Annotated in this window: 25 protein-coding genes and 3 tRNA genes; 11 read left to right on the forward strand and 17 right to left on the reverse strand. The window is 57.4% G+C overall.

The features are described from left to right. Positions 1-8: 8 nt before the first annotated feature. The 4 genes from NAT21_RS11220 (at position 9) to NAT21_RS11235 (ending at position 627) form a co-directional block, all read left to right on the forward strand. Complete coding sequence (locus tag NAT21_RS11220; protein WP_250938461.1) at positions 9-278, forward strand: oxidative damage protection protein; 270 nt, start codon at positions 9-11, stop codon at positions 276-278. A 96-nt stretch (positions 279-374) separates the two neighbouring features. Then, positions 375-450, forward strand: a tRNA-Phe gene (locus NAT21_RS11225). A gap of 5 nt (positions 451-455) precedes the next feature. Then, a tRNA-Gln gene (locus NAT21_RS11230) sits at positions 456-530 on the forward strand. Positions 531-551: 21 nt separating this feature from the next. Continuing rightward, positions 552-627: transfer RNA gene (locus NAT21_RS11235), tRNA-Thr, on the forward strand. 92 nt (positions 628-719) lie between these two features. Here the strand turns inward: NAT21_RS11235 and NAT21_RS11240 are convergent. The 15 genes from NAT21_RS11240 to NAT21_RS11305 all read right to left on the reverse strand — a co-directional run bounded on the left by NAT21_RS11240 (position 720) and on the right by NAT21_RS11305 (position 7,297). Further along, the gene (locus NAT21_RS11240) at positions 720-1,889 is read right to left on the reverse strand and encodes a site-specific integrase (RefSeq protein WP_250938462.1); all 1,170 of its coding nucleotides are present in this window, start codon (positions 1,887-1,889) and stop codon (positions 720-722) included. Continuing rightward, positions 1,889-2,098 carry a hypothetical protein gene (locus NAT21_RS11245; RefSeq protein ID WP_250938463.1) on the reverse strand — a complete coding sequence of 70 codons (210 nt, stop codon included), beginning with the start codon at positions 2,096-2,098 and terminating at the stop codon, positions 1,889-1,891. Before NAT21_RS11245 ends, NAT21_RS11240 begins: the two co-directional genes overlap by 1 nt. Next, the gene (locus NAT21_RS11250) at positions 2,091-2,378 is read right to left on the reverse strand and encodes a hypothetical protein (protein WP_250938464.1); all 288 of its coding nucleotides are present in this window, start codon (positions 2,376-2,378) and stop codon (positions 2,091-2,093) included. Before NAT21_RS11250 ends, NAT21_RS11245 begins: the two co-directional genes overlap by 8 nt. Before the next feature lie 67 nt (positions 2,379-2,445). Continuing rightward, positions 2,446-2,631: a hypothetical protein gene (locus NAT21_RS11255; protein WP_250938465.1), complete on the reverse strand. Its 186-nt coding sequence runs from the start codon at positions 2,629-2,631 to the stop codon at positions 2,446-2,448. Further along, positions 2,624-2,755, reverse strand: coding sequence for a hypothetical protein (locus NAT21_RS15525; protein ID WP_284732768.1), 132 nt, complete (start codon positions 2,753-2,755; stop codon positions 2,624-2,626). Before NAT21_RS15525 ends, NAT21_RS11255 begins: the two co-directional genes overlap by 8 nt. Beyond that, positions 2,752-2,967, reverse strand: coding sequence for a TraR/DksA family transcriptional regulator (locus NAT21_RS11260; RefSeq protein WP_250938466.1), 216 nt, complete (start codon positions 2,965-2,967; stop codon positions 2,752-2,754). Before NAT21_RS11260 ends, NAT21_RS15525 begins: the two co-directional genes overlap by 4 nt. A 14-nt stretch (positions 2,968-2,981) precedes the next feature. Next, positions 2,982-4,934: a replication endonuclease gene (locus NAT21_RS11265; protein WP_250938467.1), complete on the reverse strand. Its 1,953-nt coding sequence runs from the start codon at positions 4,932-4,934 to the stop codon at positions 2,982-2,984. Next, entirely contained in the window at positions 4,931-5,398 is a 468-nt protein-coding gene (locus tag NAT21_RS11270; RefSeq protein WP_250938468.1) for a hypothetical protein, read from the reverse strand. Before NAT21_RS11270 ends, NAT21_RS11265 begins: the two co-directional genes overlap by 4 nt. A gap of 40 nt (positions 5,399-5,438) precedes the next feature. Then, positions 5,439-5,777, reverse strand: a complete 339-nt coding sequence (locus NAT21_RS11275) for a hypothetical protein (protein WP_250938470.1) — start codon at positions 5,775-5,777, stop codon at positions 5,439-5,441. Beyond that, positions 5,765-5,992, reverse strand: coding sequence for a hypothetical protein (locus NAT21_RS11280; protein ID WP_250938472.1), 228 nt, complete (start codon positions 5,990-5,992; stop codon positions 5,765-5,767). The genes NAT21_RS11275 and NAT21_RS11280 overlap by 13 nt, the downstream gene beginning before the upstream one ends. Beyond that, complete coding sequence (locus NAT21_RS11285; RefSeq protein ID WP_250938474.1) at positions 5,989-6,252, reverse strand: ogr/Delta-like zinc finger family protein; 264 nt, start codon at positions 6,250-6,252, stop codon at positions 5,989-5,991. The genes NAT21_RS11280 and NAT21_RS11285 overlap by 4 nt, the downstream gene beginning before the upstream one ends. After that, positions 6,249-6,614, reverse strand: a complete 366-nt coding sequence (locus NAT21_RS11290) for an ogr/Delta-like zinc finger family protein (protein WP_250938476.1) — start codon at positions 6,612-6,614, stop codon at positions 6,249-6,251. Before NAT21_RS11290 ends, NAT21_RS11285 begins: the two co-directional genes overlap by 4 nt. Continuing rightward, positions 6,611-6,796, reverse strand: a complete 186-nt coding sequence (locus tag NAT21_RS11295) for a hypothetical protein (protein ID WP_250938478.1) — start codon at positions 6,794-6,796, stop codon at positions 6,611-6,613. Before NAT21_RS11295 ends, NAT21_RS11290 begins: the two co-directional genes overlap by 4 nt. A 40-nt stretch (positions 6,797-6,836) precedes the next feature. After that, positions 6,837-7,064, reverse strand: a complete 228-nt coding sequence (locus tag NAT21_RS11300) for a hypothetical protein (protein WP_250938480.1) — start codon at positions 7,062-7,064, stop codon at positions 6,837-6,839. A 20-nt stretch (positions 7,065-7,084) separates the two neighbouring features. Continuing rightward, complete coding sequence (locus tag NAT21_RS11305; RefSeq protein ID WP_250938482.1) at positions 7,085-7,297, reverse strand: hypothetical protein; 213 nt, start codon at positions 7,295-7,297, stop codon at positions 7,085-7,087. Positions 7,298-7,420: 123 nt separating this feature from the next. On the opposite strand from NAT21_RS11305, the gene NAT21_RS11310 reads away from it, so the two are divergent. From NAT21_RS11310 to NAT21_RS11335, 6 genes are all read left to right on the forward strand, one after another. Beyond that, positions 7,421-8,107: a S24 family peptidase gene (locus tag NAT21_RS11310; RefSeq protein WP_284732789.1), complete on the forward strand. Its 687-nt coding sequence runs from the start codon at positions 7,421-7,423 to the stop codon at positions 8,105-8,107. A gap of 76 nt (positions 8,108-8,183) precedes the next feature. Beyond that, positions 8,184-8,582: a hypothetical protein gene (locus NAT21_RS11315; RefSeq protein ID WP_250938486.1), complete on the forward strand. Its 399-nt coding sequence runs from the start codon at positions 8,184-8,186 to the stop codon at positions 8,580-8,582. Between the two features lie 17 nt (positions 8,583-8,599). Further along, a complete protein-coding gene (locus tag NAT21_RS11320; RefSeq protein WP_250938487.1) occupies positions 8,600-8,812 on the forward strand; it encodes a hypothetical protein in 213 nt (70 codons plus the stop codon). Between the two features lie 148 nt (positions 8,813-8,960). After that, on the forward strand, positions 8,961-9,473 hold the full coding sequence (locus NAT21_RS11325; protein ID WP_250938489.1) for a hypothetical protein: 513 nt from the start codon (positions 8,961-8,963) through the stop codon (positions 9,471-9,473). Positions 9,474-9,540: 67 nt separating this feature from the next. Continuing rightward, positions 9,541-9,774, forward strand: a complete 234-nt coding sequence (locus NAT21_RS11330) for a hypothetical protein (protein ID WP_250938490.1) — start codon at positions 9,541-9,543, stop codon at positions 9,772-9,774. A gap of 122 nt (positions 9,775-9,896) precedes the next feature. Continuing rightward, positions 9,897-10,244 (forward strand): LexA family protein, encoded by a 348-nt coding sequence (locus NAT21_RS11335; protein WP_250938492.1) that lies wholly within the window; start codon positions 9,897-9,899, stop codon positions 10,242-10,244. A 47-nt stretch (positions 10,245-10,291) separates the two neighbouring features. On the opposite strand, the gene NAT21_RS11340 is transcribed toward NAT21_RS11335, so the two are convergent. Next, the gene (locus tag NAT21_RS11340) at positions 10,292-10,705 is read right to left on the reverse strand and encodes a type II toxin-antitoxin system HicB family antitoxin (RefSeq protein WP_250938494.1); all 414 of its coding nucleotides are present in this window, start codon (positions 10,703-10,705) and stop codon (positions 10,292-10,294) included. Positions 10,706-10,741: 36 nt separating this feature from the next. Next, complete coding sequence (locus tag NAT21_RS11345; protein ID WP_250938497.1) at positions 10,742-10,924, reverse strand: type II toxin-antitoxin system HicA family toxin; 183 nt, start codon at positions 10,922-10,924, stop codon at positions 10,742-10,744. 177 nt (positions 10,925-11,101) lie between these two features. Between NAT21_RS11345 and NAT21_RS11350 the strand changes: the two genes are divergently transcribed. Next, positions 11,102-11,644: a hypothetical protein gene (locus tag NAT21_RS11350; RefSeq protein WP_250938499.1), complete on the forward strand. Its 543-nt coding sequence runs from the start codon at positions 11,102-11,104 to the stop codon at positions 11,642-11,644. Positions 11,645-11,648 lie beyond the last annotated feature (4 nt).

Below are 11,648 nucleotides of genomic sequence, written 5' to 3' on the forward strand. Positions count from 1 at the left end.
TTTTTTTCATGCACAAGGTAATGTGTCGTAAATACGGCGAGGAAATGGACGGCATGATGGCTCCGCCGTTGCCGGGTCCCAAGGGGCAGACACTGTACGAGACGGTTTCTAGGCAGGCCTGGGAAGAATGGCAGCAGCTTCAGACACGTCTGATCAACGAAAAGCACCTCAGTATGCTTGACCCGGATGCGCGCCGTTACCTGATGGAGCAGATGGAGCGCTTTCTGGATAACGAGCCGACCGATATTGCCGAAGGCTACGTACCCCCCGAAAAATAAGGGCTGGCGGGGAGATTTGAAAATAGTTGAAAAGTTTTTCCGGAAAAGGCTTGACCGCAAAGGCGATTTTCTATTTAATTCGCTCCCGTTGGCAACGGCCAGATAGCTCAGTCGGTAGAGCAGGGGATTGAAAATCCCCGTGTCGGCGGTTCGATTCCGTCTCTGGCCACCATTTGCTGGGGTATAGCCAAGTGGTAAGGCACCGGTTTTTGGTATCGGCATTCCCAGGTTCGAGTCCTGGTACCCCAGCCAGTCAACACATTTTAATGCAGTGCCGACATAGCTCAGTTGGTAGAGCAACTGACTTGTAATCAGTAGGTCCCGGGTTCGACTCCTGGTGTCGGCACCATTAATTTTCCAGCTAAAACAGCAAGTTGGAAAACATCAACCGCCCTTGAAGGCGGTTTTTTTGTGCCTATGCGTAATATGTCTACGTAATATTCAGGGTCTTTCTGTGCCCGATGAGTCCACAAGCGGTACGCTCAGATCGTACACATCGAGCATGGCGGCACTTCGATGGCCGCTGGCATCCTGCTTGTCATGACGTGTGCCTGTAGTGTCTGTAATGCCTCTTCTTTTCAAGTCATGAAGCCCGAAGCGTAACTCGCGCGGTATGACGCCTTCCTCAATGGCCAGCTTGATCATTCGCTGCCAGGCCGTATCCAGGCTGCTTTTTCGCAGCTCCTCGCCATCGGCGGCAACAATCAGAGTGCGCTCTTCCGGGTGGCTGGGCGCAGTGCGGCTCTTTACTCTCCATATGTCGGCTCGGCGCTGAGTGGCTGCGTTCCAGGCCGCACGCAACCTTGTGTCCCAGCGAACAATATTGTCTCTGCTTCCTTTTCGCCGATTGGTCAGTATGCCTTGAGTGGTGGCATTGGCGTCCGTCAATGTGATGATCTCGATCCCGCGTAACCTGCAGAGATAAGCCAGCTCCATAACGATCCATAGGTATGGGGCGCAGGCTCCTTTCTCACCACGAACACGTTTGCCGCGCTCACGAGCAAAATCGACCAGCGTCATCATGGTGTCTATATCCGGCAACCGCCTCTGTTGACGCTCTTTCGCGGCCTCGACACCTTGAGCTGGATTCGTATCGCAGTAACCCCGGTTGATGCCCCAGCGAAAGACACGTCGCAAATATCGCAGGATGTGATTGGCTTTTGACGGTGTCCCTTCTCCGGCGATTCTGTCTATAAGGCGTTGTATTAGCGCGGGTTTGAAATGTCTGAGTGGAACATCCCCGAGCGGCTTTCCCAGTCGTGTGGGCATTTCGACCACCAGATCGCGGCAATAGTCATAATCCGAACGCGTTTTAAGAGCGAGCATCTTGTACTGCGCCGACTCATGAAAGCGCCCTAGTACAAAGCGTAAGGTATCCCGAGTAATTCCTTTTCGCTCTTCCATGATGCGGTGCAGTTCAGAAAGCGTCGTATGGATATTCGCAATGTTCTGGCGTTTCTGCTTTCCGGCTACATCGCAATAAAGCACATACCAGTTGCCGCGCCCACGATGGTCAAAGTAGACCCGTGCCGGTAAGCGGGTCTGGTCGATATGCTGAGGAATATGCGGGTTATGACGGCGAGGCTTGCCGGGTTTCAATCGTTTACTCATTACAGTATCTGGTCCGGTGTCAGCGTATCCGGGTTGGCATTTTTCTCAAAACCGCCGGCCATGTTGATCAAGTCCAGCGTTGTCCATGGGCCATTGCGGCCGTGGAACACGCGCACGCCCTGATCGCGAAGACAGCGAGCGACATCGGCAGAACGTTGATAACCGGTAATGCCCTTGAGCTGATCGCAAGAAAGAATGTTGCTATTCATGATGCCTCCCTCCCTGTGTTGTCCATTGCCTGAAAGCGTTTTGTATTTTCCACAACATACCCGCCGCCCTGGCATCGTGATCCAGCTCTCGGCGACTGCCCACACCGCAGGCACGGCATAGCCAGTCGCGGGCATCGTCTTCGCTGTGTGTGCCGTCCGGTACATCTGCCCCGAATTTGGCCCGCGCTCGCTGGTCCAGGTAACGATGGAAGCGCTCATCGCGGCAGAGCATACCGGCGGCTCGGGCATACCGGCCGCCCTGCACTGATGTAGTGCTCATGGCAGTACCTCCGGGTCGATATTCAGCGCCGCACATAGCTCACGGACCAGCCACTGTTTGATGGTGCTCATTGTTTACCTGCCTTCAGCAGCCAGTCAGTTGCCTGGGCGATGTCGTCTGCTTCTTCCTTCTCCATTTCGGTGGCCGGAGCATGCCGGGTCAGGTTGACCAGGCGGGCGGTGGCCAGTCCCAGCAGCGTCATGCGGATCTCCGCCGGCAGCGTGGCAGTAGTGGTGGTGTGTTGTTCAGACATGGGGCTGGTCTCCGTTCATGATTTCCAGATCCCGCTCATCGCATACAACGCCCAGGCGCAGGGCGGCGCAGCAGAACAGAAGCGAGGTGAGGGCGAGCCCGCCCAGAATGATCGCGAGGGTCATGCGCGTACTCCCTTTGCCTTGTGCTCACGGATGGACTGGCACTCGATGCAGGTGCTGGCAAACGGTGCCGCCCGGCGGCGGGCCAACGGGATCTCATCGCCGCAGTCCTCGCACTCGATGTCGTGGTAGTCGGTCAACCGGGCGCGGCGGGCAAGCAGCCCCTCCAAGTGGCGCTGGTTAATGTCGGTGGCGTAATCGGCGGCGTCAGCCATGGTGCTGCTCCTTGTCAGATCGGGAAATATTCCGGCATGTCGTCCCAGGCACTGCGGGGTGCGGGTGGTCGATGCAGGTGATTAAGTGCGTCGCGGACGATGTCGGCCTCAAAGGCCAGTGCCTCATCCTCGGCGCGGGTTTGCGGTGCTGCTCGCCAGGCCTCAAAGCGCTGGTTCTGGCGGTCGGCTTCTTCGGGGGAAGGTGTGCGGGGCGTGGTATCAGGCCCCGTACAGTTATTCACACAAGTCCAAGGGGCGTCGGCTTCGCCGCCGCCATAACTGCCCTTCTGGCTGAAGTCATACGGCCCGGCGGTGCGCCGTGTCTTCATCTCCCAGCGGTAAAACCGGGTCAAATACTCGGCGCCCTTGATGACCAGCCCGAAGGTGGCCTTTACCCGGTCGCCGTACTGGCCCTTCATGAACGCGCTGTATTCGCCGGTGGCATAATCGGTGAAGTCATCGCCCTCCACGCAGCGCTCGACGCGCCAGGGGCGTGCCGGTTGATCCTTGCGCGGGGTCAGTGGGCCGCCCATCAAGCGGATGAACTGATCCCATGCCCCGGCATTGCAGGCCGTGCGTAGCTTTTGAACAAAGGAAAGGATCGTGCGGCCCGGATTCAGTGCCGCCTCCCACTCCGCCATGATGTCGGCCTGCTTCTCGGTCAGGCGGCGCATTTCCCGCCACACCGTCACGCTCGGCAGCCCCACGAACTGAAACTGACGAATGCCCCACACCGCCGCCCAGGCTTCTACCCGGGGCGCACTGGAGGCCATGTCCTTGCCGTACTGATCGAGATCGACGAACTGCTGGCCGTTGATGTTCTTGGAGACGTACTTGGCGATATACCCGGCCGCGGTGCCCCGGCTGTAATCGATCAGCTTGGTTTCGAGGCGGTTGCGCTGTGCGCCCGGCTCGTCCGGTGAATCGGCCAGTGCATAAGCACGCAGCACGTCATTCACGGCGTCGAGCGCTTCCGGTTTCATCCACAGCAGCAGGTGCCAGTGTGGCGTGCCGTCATGGTGCGGTTCGGCCACGCGAATGCCGTAAACGCCAATGCCATCCCGGGCCAGTTTGGCGCGCATCTTCGCCCACAGGTTGGTCAGGTAGCGCTGGCCGTCTCGCGGCGTGGCGCCCTTGTAGCGGGGGTTACGGGTGCAGCTTTTGGCCCGCACCGGATGAAAGCGGCTCGGGCAGGTCAGGGTATAGAACACGCCCACATGGCCCAGCCGCCGGGCTTCTGCTTCGGTCTCGCGAATGCGCAGCATCAACTCGGCGCGGCGGTTATCCGGGTTGGCCAGCCCCAGTTCAGACAACTCCGCCAGGGTGTAGTACTGGCCGTGCTGGTTGATCGCCTCGACCGCTTCAAGCATCGCGGTATTACGGCGCACCTGTTTACGGCGACGCTCGATGGTGACGTTCGAGCAGTAGATGCCTGCCCGATGATGCACGCTGCCCAGCTCCCGCTCGACCTGCTCCAGCCGACGGCCGGACACAACCCGCAACTTGCGGCGCCACCACTTGGCGCAATACAGCCGTGCCAGCTGGGAATGGCGGGGCAGCCGGGCATCCGGCGGTTCAATGCTGTGCTGACGTGCCCGATCAATTGCCGCCCTGAGTGACTGAACAATGGCCTCGGCTTCCACGCCGCCCTGCTTGATCAGTCGTGCCGTCAGGGTTTCGTGGCTCTGCTTGACCGCATTGGCCTGCGCCTGGGCGTAATCGACCAGCGCCTCATCATCGTGGGTCACGTTCCATGGGCCGACATACAGCGCCGCCCGCACATGGCGCAGCCAGCGGTTGCCACTGGCATTGCCCTCACGGCGAGCGATGGCCAGAAAGCCCCGCGCAAGCCGGTCGGCATAGTGAGGGAAACGATCAAAGACAGCCCGCTGGCGCCACTCGGCGCAGCTCGGCCGCCCCTGACTGCCCGGCGCCCCGAAGGCGCGGGAAAGGTCGATGGCGTTCATTCGGCATGCTCGATCAGGTGCAGAAAATGGCGAACGGCCTCGGTATCGCCCTCGGCCAGTGCGGTGCGAGCGCTTGCGGCAAGCGCCTGCGACGGATGCGGGCGGGGCGTTTCCAGCATGTCCTTCAAGCGATTGGCGTAAGTGCTCATGCGATGAATGGCCGCGCGGATCGCCTGCCGCGTGACCGGGGTCATCCGCTCCATCGGGGTGTGAAGCAGCCCGGCGGCAATGGCCTCCGGCGTGCGCTGATCCAGCGGGATCTCATTCAAGGGCCGGTTCGGCACCAGCCGCTCCCCGGCGCTGCGCAACAGCACCGCATGCTCACCAGGCTGAAGAGATGCCCAGAGTTCGATCAGATCGAGATCCGCCGTGCGGCGGTGAAGCTCATCCCGCAGGGCCATAAATCCGGCCCGAGGGGAGGCGCTTTTGGCCTCTGTGCCTGAAATCAAGGCGAGTGATCCCATAACGACCTCCTGTGTCGTTTGAAATGCAGTGAATAGGGAGTTAGTGCGTGGTGGCAGCCGTCACCGTCTGGTGGGAAAGCGACTCATGGCGAACCAGTCGCATCAGGTCTGTCAGCGTCAGGGCCAGGGTGGCGCCCGTGGCCTGCCGGATGACCACCAGATGGGCGGTGCTGGCATCCAGATCGACCCACGTGGTCTGGTTCATGGCCTGTAATTCAGCAAAGGCCTGCAGGGCGAGGATGCCTGCGTGATCCCGCGCCATATCATGCTCGGTCATCAGGTGTGCGCAGCAGCGGGCCACGGCCTCTTCCTTGCGAACCGGGCGGGGCAGGGTGAGCAAAAAGGCCGTGGCGGCGTTGGTCTGGTCTAGTGCGTGCATGCCACACCTCCCTGGGTATTGAGTTGATCAAAGGCATAGGCCGCGTGCATGAAGGCCTCATCTTCTCGAAGGCGACCCACATTCGAGAGGTGATCGCCGCAGGCGGTGACCATTTGCAGCGGCGTACGGTGGCGCGGCTGATTACGCAGGAACTGCTGCGCCGCGTCCTGCACGCTGTCGCTGGGATCAATCTGGTAAATCGGGTCGATCTTCATTTTCTGCTCCTGAACAGGTCTTCGGGCGGCTTCGGAATCAACGCATAAGGCACGTTGTCAGCCAGTTGGCCCTTGTACTTGGCATTCGGTATACCGCTGGGGCTGGTCGTTTCGGTGATGATGCTTTCCCCCTTGCCACACCAGCCGCAGATCGGGTTCTGGCACTGCAGGTATGAGACGCGGTAGTCGTCGTGCATCTGTTTCGAGGTGCGTACCCGGCACGGGCCATCGCAGTGCGGGCACACCCAGCGCATGGTCATTGCAGCCCTCCTGTAATTCGCGGTGGTTCGCCGTCGAGGCATTCACCCTTGCCGCGCCAGCCGCAGCTTTCCTGCCTGCACTCCAGATAAACGATGCGCAGCGATGGGGCTGGCTTCTTTGAGGTACGGATACGGCACCAGCTGTCACAGCAGGGACATTTCCACCGATCTCTCGCCCTTGATCCGTTCTGCTCGTCGCCTTCCGGGTAGATCACGGCCACCCCGGAATAGAGCTGACCGCAGGGGCTGTTCTGGCATTCGAGGTACATCTTTTGCGCCATGGGATTCTCTGCTTGGCAGTGACGAATACGCAGATCGCCTTTGCACTTCATGCATTTCAGTCCCAACGGATTGGAGTTCATCCGCGCCTCCCTACCGGGCGCGGCCCGCGTGGCGTGCCCAAACGCCCGACGCCTTTTCTCAAATGGCGCCGCAGCACGAACTCGGCGGCCTGGTCCAGCGTGTCCATTCCCTGTTGCTGGCGTACCGCTTCAAGCACACGGCGGTCGTCTTCGGTCGGGAACATGTCAATGTGTCGTGTCATGGGTACCTCGCAAGGTCCTGAAAGGGCGTCCCGACGTGCCTCAATGGAGCTTTGCGGCCGGCTGAAAATCCATCATGCTGATGGTGTCGAACTCCTGCTGGCTGGAGACGCCAAGGAGATCCAGCGCCGCGCGCATGACCAGCTCGCGCACCAGCGTGGCTTTTTCGGTGCCGGTATAGGCCACCAGTGCGTCGATCAGATCGTCTTCGAACTCATCGAGGTTGATGCCGATGCGGGCGGTCTTGAGGCGACGGGTATCCCTGTACATGGCTGCGATTCCTTTTGGCATTAGTGACTGATGGGGGCGGTTTTTTCGGCCTTGATGGCCTCTAGCCCACGCAGATAAAACATGCGGGCTTGCGCTGACAGCGTGCGCATCTCGGTATCCGCGATAGCTTCGAGTTCGGCGCGTTCGGTCGGTGTCAGGTTCATCCAGACAGGATTGCCACGGCAGCCACTGGGGGCTCGGCGGGGGCGTTGAGAGGCTTGCGTGTTGCTCATGGTGTATGATCCCTAATAGTTAACTTACACAGTCAGCATAATGCTAATTGCCAAAATGGCATTTAACAACCAAATGGCAATTATATTTAGCTATTAGGCGTTTCCATGATTGACAAAAAACTAATGGCTCCGGGGGTTTTGGAGCGCATAAAAGAGGCACTTGGGGTGTCTTCAGACAAGGAGGTGGCTGAATACTTCGGTATTTCATCTACCTCAGTGCATAACTGGAAACGCCGTGGAAGCATTCCGTATGACGAATGTGTCGAATTGGCAATTGCCAAAAAGGCAGGTTTGGAGTGGTTGCTCTTTGGTGAGGGCGTAGCCACTGGAACAGCCGTCGCCTCCTCAAGAGCGATAGGGCATGCCGAGGTTCGCGTACCTGCCCGCGCATACGATGCCAGCTATTCAGCCATCCCGATCTACGACATCGAGGCTGCCGCTGGCACGGGTCGACTGTTCGATGACGAGCTGGTCGAGACCACTATCCAGTTCGATACCGAGCAGTTACAGCGCGACGGGCTGGACCCATCGCAGTTGGTGGGCGTTCGCGTGCGTGGGGATTCGATGGGGGAGACGCTGCACGATGGGGATCGCGTGCTGGTGGATCGCAGCAGCCGGACCCCGGATGGCGTGTTCCTGCTGCGTATGGATGATGGGCTGCGCATCAAGCGCGTGCAGCGCGTGGCCGGCGGCGGCTGGATGCTGATCAGCGATAACGGGCGGTATCAGTCCGAATTGGTCGATCCGCTGTCCAACCAGAACGTCGAAATTATTGGGGAATGTGTGATGCGACTGGGGCGTATCTCTTGAAACATTGTGTTTCAGAAAGTAAGTTCTAATTGAGCCGCTTAATGCGGCTTTCTTTTAACTCTTAAGCGGAAAGCTAATGCGCCTTAGAACATCTACTGCCCTTGCCCTCCTTATTTCTACCACCGCTTGCGCTCAAACTGTCGAGAGCGATGACCTTCTTGAAGACCTGCGGGATTCTGGTGCAGGTGTCACTCAGATCATTATTGAAGAAAGAGACCCATCCAGCTCATTACCTAACAGCTATCGTGACCATTATTCGTTTACCATCGAAGAAGTAGCGCCAAAGGGCGGGCAGGTTTTTGTTTGTGACAGCAAAAAATACTGCGATGCATTGATGACATATTTTGAGCAATTTCCAGCCTTGGTCGGCCCCTACCTCTATCAATCCAAGTCTGGAAAGGTTGTTGCCCAGCTCAATAGCGGGCTTTCTCCTCATAATGCCGAGGTGATCGAATCTATACTCCAGAGTTATTAACCTCAGGAATCGCCTTTATGGATCAGCATATGCAAAAAATTGAGCAATCTGTCGCCGTAATGGAATCGAACTATGCGACCAAGGCTGATATTTCAGACCTCAAGGCCAGCATCTCCGATCTCAACGCAAACACGCATTCCCTGCTTCGTCAGATGATCATGTGGAGCGTGAGCGCCATCATTGCAACTGGTGGCCTTGTGTTTGCCATCCTGCGGTTTGCTGGAAGTTGATCCGCTCTCTTTTCAGTTTCTTCTAAAGTGACGGTCCGCGTGGCCGTTTTTTGATGGGTAAACCGTTTAAAAGGCATACCCATGAAGAAGATCCTTTTCCTTGCCGCTTCGGCAGTGACGTTATTTGCCAGCCCCACCATGGCCGATGATGGCCTCAAGCATTTTGACAACGTCACCTCAATGGCCGAGAGCCTCAACGACTATCCGCCAGAGAGCGGGGGACTTTTCCGTCATCGAATCTTCGCCGCTGCATATCCAGCTGCTACCCAGCACCTTCAAGGGTGAGCCTAAAGAAGTCATCCACGACACCAACTGGCGCGCGGCACTTTATGGGGCTTATAACACCTTCATTCATACCGACGCCGATCATGTCATCGTGGACGCTATTCCACGCCAGTATGTCAGCATGGTGAACCGCAAAGACCCCAAACTACTGACCAGCCGACAGATCACCCTGGACATGAGCAGAGAGGAAGCGCTCGAAGCCGTGCAAGGTCTTATCGATGTTTCTACCCTGCAGGATCTCAAGGCGAAGCACCCTAAATGGGATTTTTACGGCTGGACGGATGACTGGAACAGTATCTATTACTCGGACCAGCAGCCGGGCCTTGGCGCTTTCATTCATGCCTTGCAGCCTTACTGCACTCATTCCTGTCAGTGATTCGCTCGCCTTTATGAGTCGCTCGCACCGAGCGGCTTTTTAACGATCCGCAGGAGCCGAGGACGCCATGACTTTGGACATTGGATACACCATCTGCACCGTGCTGGCGATCATCGTGGCGGTGCGCGCCGCGCGACATCAGCGCGGCAGTGGCAGGGGGCCAATCACCGGCTTTGTGGTGGGCATCATCGCTGGCAGCGCCACGGGGCTATTTCTGATGGCCACGATGATTGTCATTGCGACACCTGAAAGCCACATCGAGAAGGTCGAGCCGGTACCGCATGAGCAACCAGCAACGTGAGAGACCGCACACCGAATGAGCCGCCCATACCGGGCGGCTTTTTTGTAATTGGTTGTAACACTTGCCCGACATCGTGGGTTATCTTTACTGTATTCATATACAGTCACGGAGTAGACCACCCCATGCTCGCGCAGTACCTCGGCCCCATCGATTCCCGTCCCGATCCGTCCCTTAAATTTCTCGACCTGCGGTGTTATCCGCCGAGCTGCTATCTGATGCAGGCCGGCGCCGATGCCGGCGTGGGCGGTCCGTTAATCGAGGGTGATGTGCTGGTCGTTGATGAGGCGCGTCACCCCAGCCATGGGGATCTGGCCGTTGTCATGGTGGATGGGACACGTGAGGTATTTGAGACGTTCCGGGTTGGCCCCCGGTTTCGATTTCGTCCGGTCGGCGGTGGCATCAGCTTGCGGCTCAAGCCAGAGCTGATTCTGGGCGTAGTGGTGAGCTTGGTGCGGCGTTGTGCGGCCTGACCGATAGAACGATAGGCAAGAAAAAGCCCGGCAGATGCCGGGCCTTTTTATGCGCTTTCACGCCCAAGCTCGCGCATGGCGGCCTGAAGTAGAAACCCGGATCGGGTCTTGTACTCGGCCTGGCGGGAAACACGTTCATCAATGTGCTTGATCAGGAGATCAGGCAAGGTGACGTTGATCTTGTGGCTCTTGCCCAGATAGGGCGTCATGTCGATGTCTACCACCGCCCAGACCCAGCCGGCAAAGTCCGGGTTATCCATATGCGCATCAATGGTGGTGGCCCGGGGGATCGGCTCCTTGTAGTCAATCTGCACTTCAAGCCATCCCTCGATGGCTTCATGCACGTTGGCCAGCGCTTCCTCGAAAGTATCGCCTGCCGAAATACAGCCGGGCAGATCGGGTACTACGACGCCATAGGCGTGCTCATCGTCACCACGTTCTATCGCAATCGGAAACAACATGGGGTTTCTCCTGTAGTGGGGCAGCAGGTTCCGGCCTCATTTGAGGCCGGCGCTTTTCCTGATTCCGGTTACCAGACCCTTGCTCAAATCCTTTTTCGGATGGGGCACTGTGACAGTGCCGGGTTTGGCCGGATGTCTGAAATGGTGATGGCTGCCTTTAACCCTTACCAGCTCCCAGCCATCCCGCGTCAGTTCGTCTATCAGATCGCTGCTTTTCACCTCCTGCCCCTGTATTTTGTAAGTGCATACGCACTATAACCCCGATAACCCCAAGGCGCAATAATTTTATAACTCTGGTAACTCTATAGGTCAGTTTGATGTCTGTAGGGCTATGATTTACTAAATTTAATAAACCTTATGGTAGTCTTCGCCGCTTCAAAAAAAGGAAGCGAAATCATGAGTATTTCTACAAGCATCTGGGTCAGGAGATTTTTTAGCGCACCGGTTGGGCTCTTGGCGCTCTATTGCATCCTGCTCGATTTTAGCTGGGGCATTTGGGATGCCTCACATGGTGGTATCGGATACGGCATCGTGGGAGCAGCAAACAATGCTATTAGCAATTTCGCGGCTCAACTTTTTAATCTTTTGCATGTCACTAATAACGTCAATTTTCTCTTGGCTCCTATCGACTTGAATGACCCCTTCTCAGGAAGGAATCTGTACGCGTTGATTGCTTATATCGTTGGCCTGGTGGCCGCCCTGGTATGGGCTGGGGCCAGCAAGGACAGCAAAGAGCTGAGAGACATTGATGCAGAAATCAGAAGGGAAAGGCTTAAAGGACAGCGGGCAGGAGAAGAGGTCACCCCTTTAAATAAAAAACCGGTTTATGAGGCAGAAAAAGGATCAATAAACTGGGTTGGCTTTCAGGGCTGGCTTTGGGGTCCGATTATCGCTCCTATTTTGGTTGCGGTTGTTCTCAATCTTTTAGGGTTCAACTAACCCT

It is taken from the genome of Larsenimonas rhizosphaerae (genome assembly GCF_023700005.1).
GTDB classification, from domain to species: Bacteria; Pseudomonadota; Gammaproteobacteria; order Pseudomonadales; family Halomonadaceae; genus Larsenimonas; species Larsenimonas rhizosphaerae.

Coding starts and splice junctions, on each gene's coding strand:
- NAT21_RS11325 (WP_250938489.1), top strand. CDS start 8,961: ATGGCCTCAAGCATTTTGACAACGTCACCTCAATGGCCGAGAGCCTCA.
- NAT21_RS11245 (WP_250938463.1), bottom strand. CDS start 2,098: ATGAATAGCAACATTCTTTCTTGCGATCAGCTCAAGGGCATTACCGGT.
- NAT21_RS11270 (WP_250938468.1), bottom strand. CDS start 5,398: ATGGGATCACTCGCCTTGATTTCAGGCACAGAGGCCAAAAGCGCCTCC.
- NAT21_RS11285 (WP_250938474.1), bottom strand. CDS start 6,252: ATGACCATGCGCTGGGTGTGCCCGCACTGCGATGGCCCGTGCCGGGTA.
- NAT21_RS11265 (WP_250938467.1), bottom strand. CDS start 4,934: ATGAACGCCATCGACCTTTCCCGCGCCTTCGGGGCGCCGGGCAGTCAG.
- NAT21_RS11220 (WP_250938461.1), top strand. CDS start 9: ATGCACAAGGTAATGTGTCGTAAATACGGCGAGGAAATGGACGGCATG.
- NAT21_RS11290 (WP_250938476.1), bottom strand. CDS start 6,614: ATGAACTCCAATCCGTTGGGACTGAAATGCATGAAGTGCAAAGGCGAT.
- NAT21_RS11280 (WP_250938472.1), bottom strand. CDS start 5,992: ATGAAGATCGACCCGATTTACCAGATTGATCCCAGCGACAGCGTGCAG.
- NAT21_RS11295 (WP_250938478.1), bottom strand. CDS start 6,796: ATGACACGACACATTGACATGTTCCCGACCGAAGACGACCGCCGTGTG.
- NAT21_RS11330 (WP_250938490.1), top strand. CDS start 9,541: ATGACTTTGGACATTGGATACACCATCTGCACCGTGCTGGCGATCATC.
- NAT21_RS11335 (WP_250938492.1), top strand. CDS start 9,897: ATGCTCGCGCAGTACCTCGGCCCCATCGATTCCCGTCCCGATCCGTCC.
- NAT21_RS11250 (WP_250938464.1), bottom strand. CDS start 2,378: ATGAGCACTACATCAGTGCAGGGCGGCCGGTATGCCCGAGCCGCCGGT.
- NAT21_RS11340 (WP_250938494.1), bottom strand. CDS start 10,705: ATGTTGTTTCCGATTGCGATAGAACGTGGTGACGATGAGCACGCCTAT.
- NAT21_RS11255 (WP_250938465.1), bottom strand. CDS start 2,631: ATGTCTGAACAACACACCACCACTACTGCCACGCTGCCGGCGGAGATC.
- NAT21_RS11260 (WP_250938466.1), bottom strand. CDS start 2,967: ATGGCTGACGCCGCCGATTACGCCACCGACATTAACCAGCGCCACTTG.
- NAT21_RS11350 (WP_250938499.1), top strand. CDS start 11,102: ATGAGTATTTCTACAAGCATCTGGGTCAGGAGATTTTTTAGCGCACCG.
- NAT21_RS11240 (WP_250938462.1), bottom strand. CDS start 1,889: ATGAGTAAACGATTGAAACCCGGCAAGCCTCGCCGTCATAACCCGCAT.
- NAT21_RS11310 (WP_284732789.1), top strand. CDS start 7,421: ATGGCTCCGGGGGTTTTGGAGCGCATAAAAGAGGCACTTGGGGTGTCT.
- NAT21_RS15525 (WP_284732768.1), bottom strand. CDS start 2,755: ATGACCCTCGCGATCATTCTGGGCGGGCTCGCCCTCACCTCGCTTCTG.
- NAT21_RS11300 (WP_250938480.1), bottom strand. CDS start 7,064: ATGTACAGGGATACCCGTCGCCTCAAGACCGCCCGCATCGGCATCAAC.
- NAT21_RS11315 (WP_250938486.1), top strand. CDS start 8,184: ATGCGCCTTAGAACATCTACTGCCCTTGCCCTCCTTATTTCTACCACC.
- NAT21_RS11320 (WP_250938487.1), top strand. CDS start 8,600: ATGGATCAGCATATGCAAAAAATTGAGCAATCTGTCGCCGTAATGGAA.
- NAT21_RS11305 (WP_250938482.1), bottom strand. CDS start 7,297: ATGAGCAACACGCAAGCCTCTCAACGCCCCCGCCGAGCCCCCAGTGGC.
- NAT21_RS11275 (WP_250938470.1), bottom strand. CDS start 5,777: ATGCACGCACTAGACCAGACCAACGCCGCCACGGCCTTTTTGCTCACC.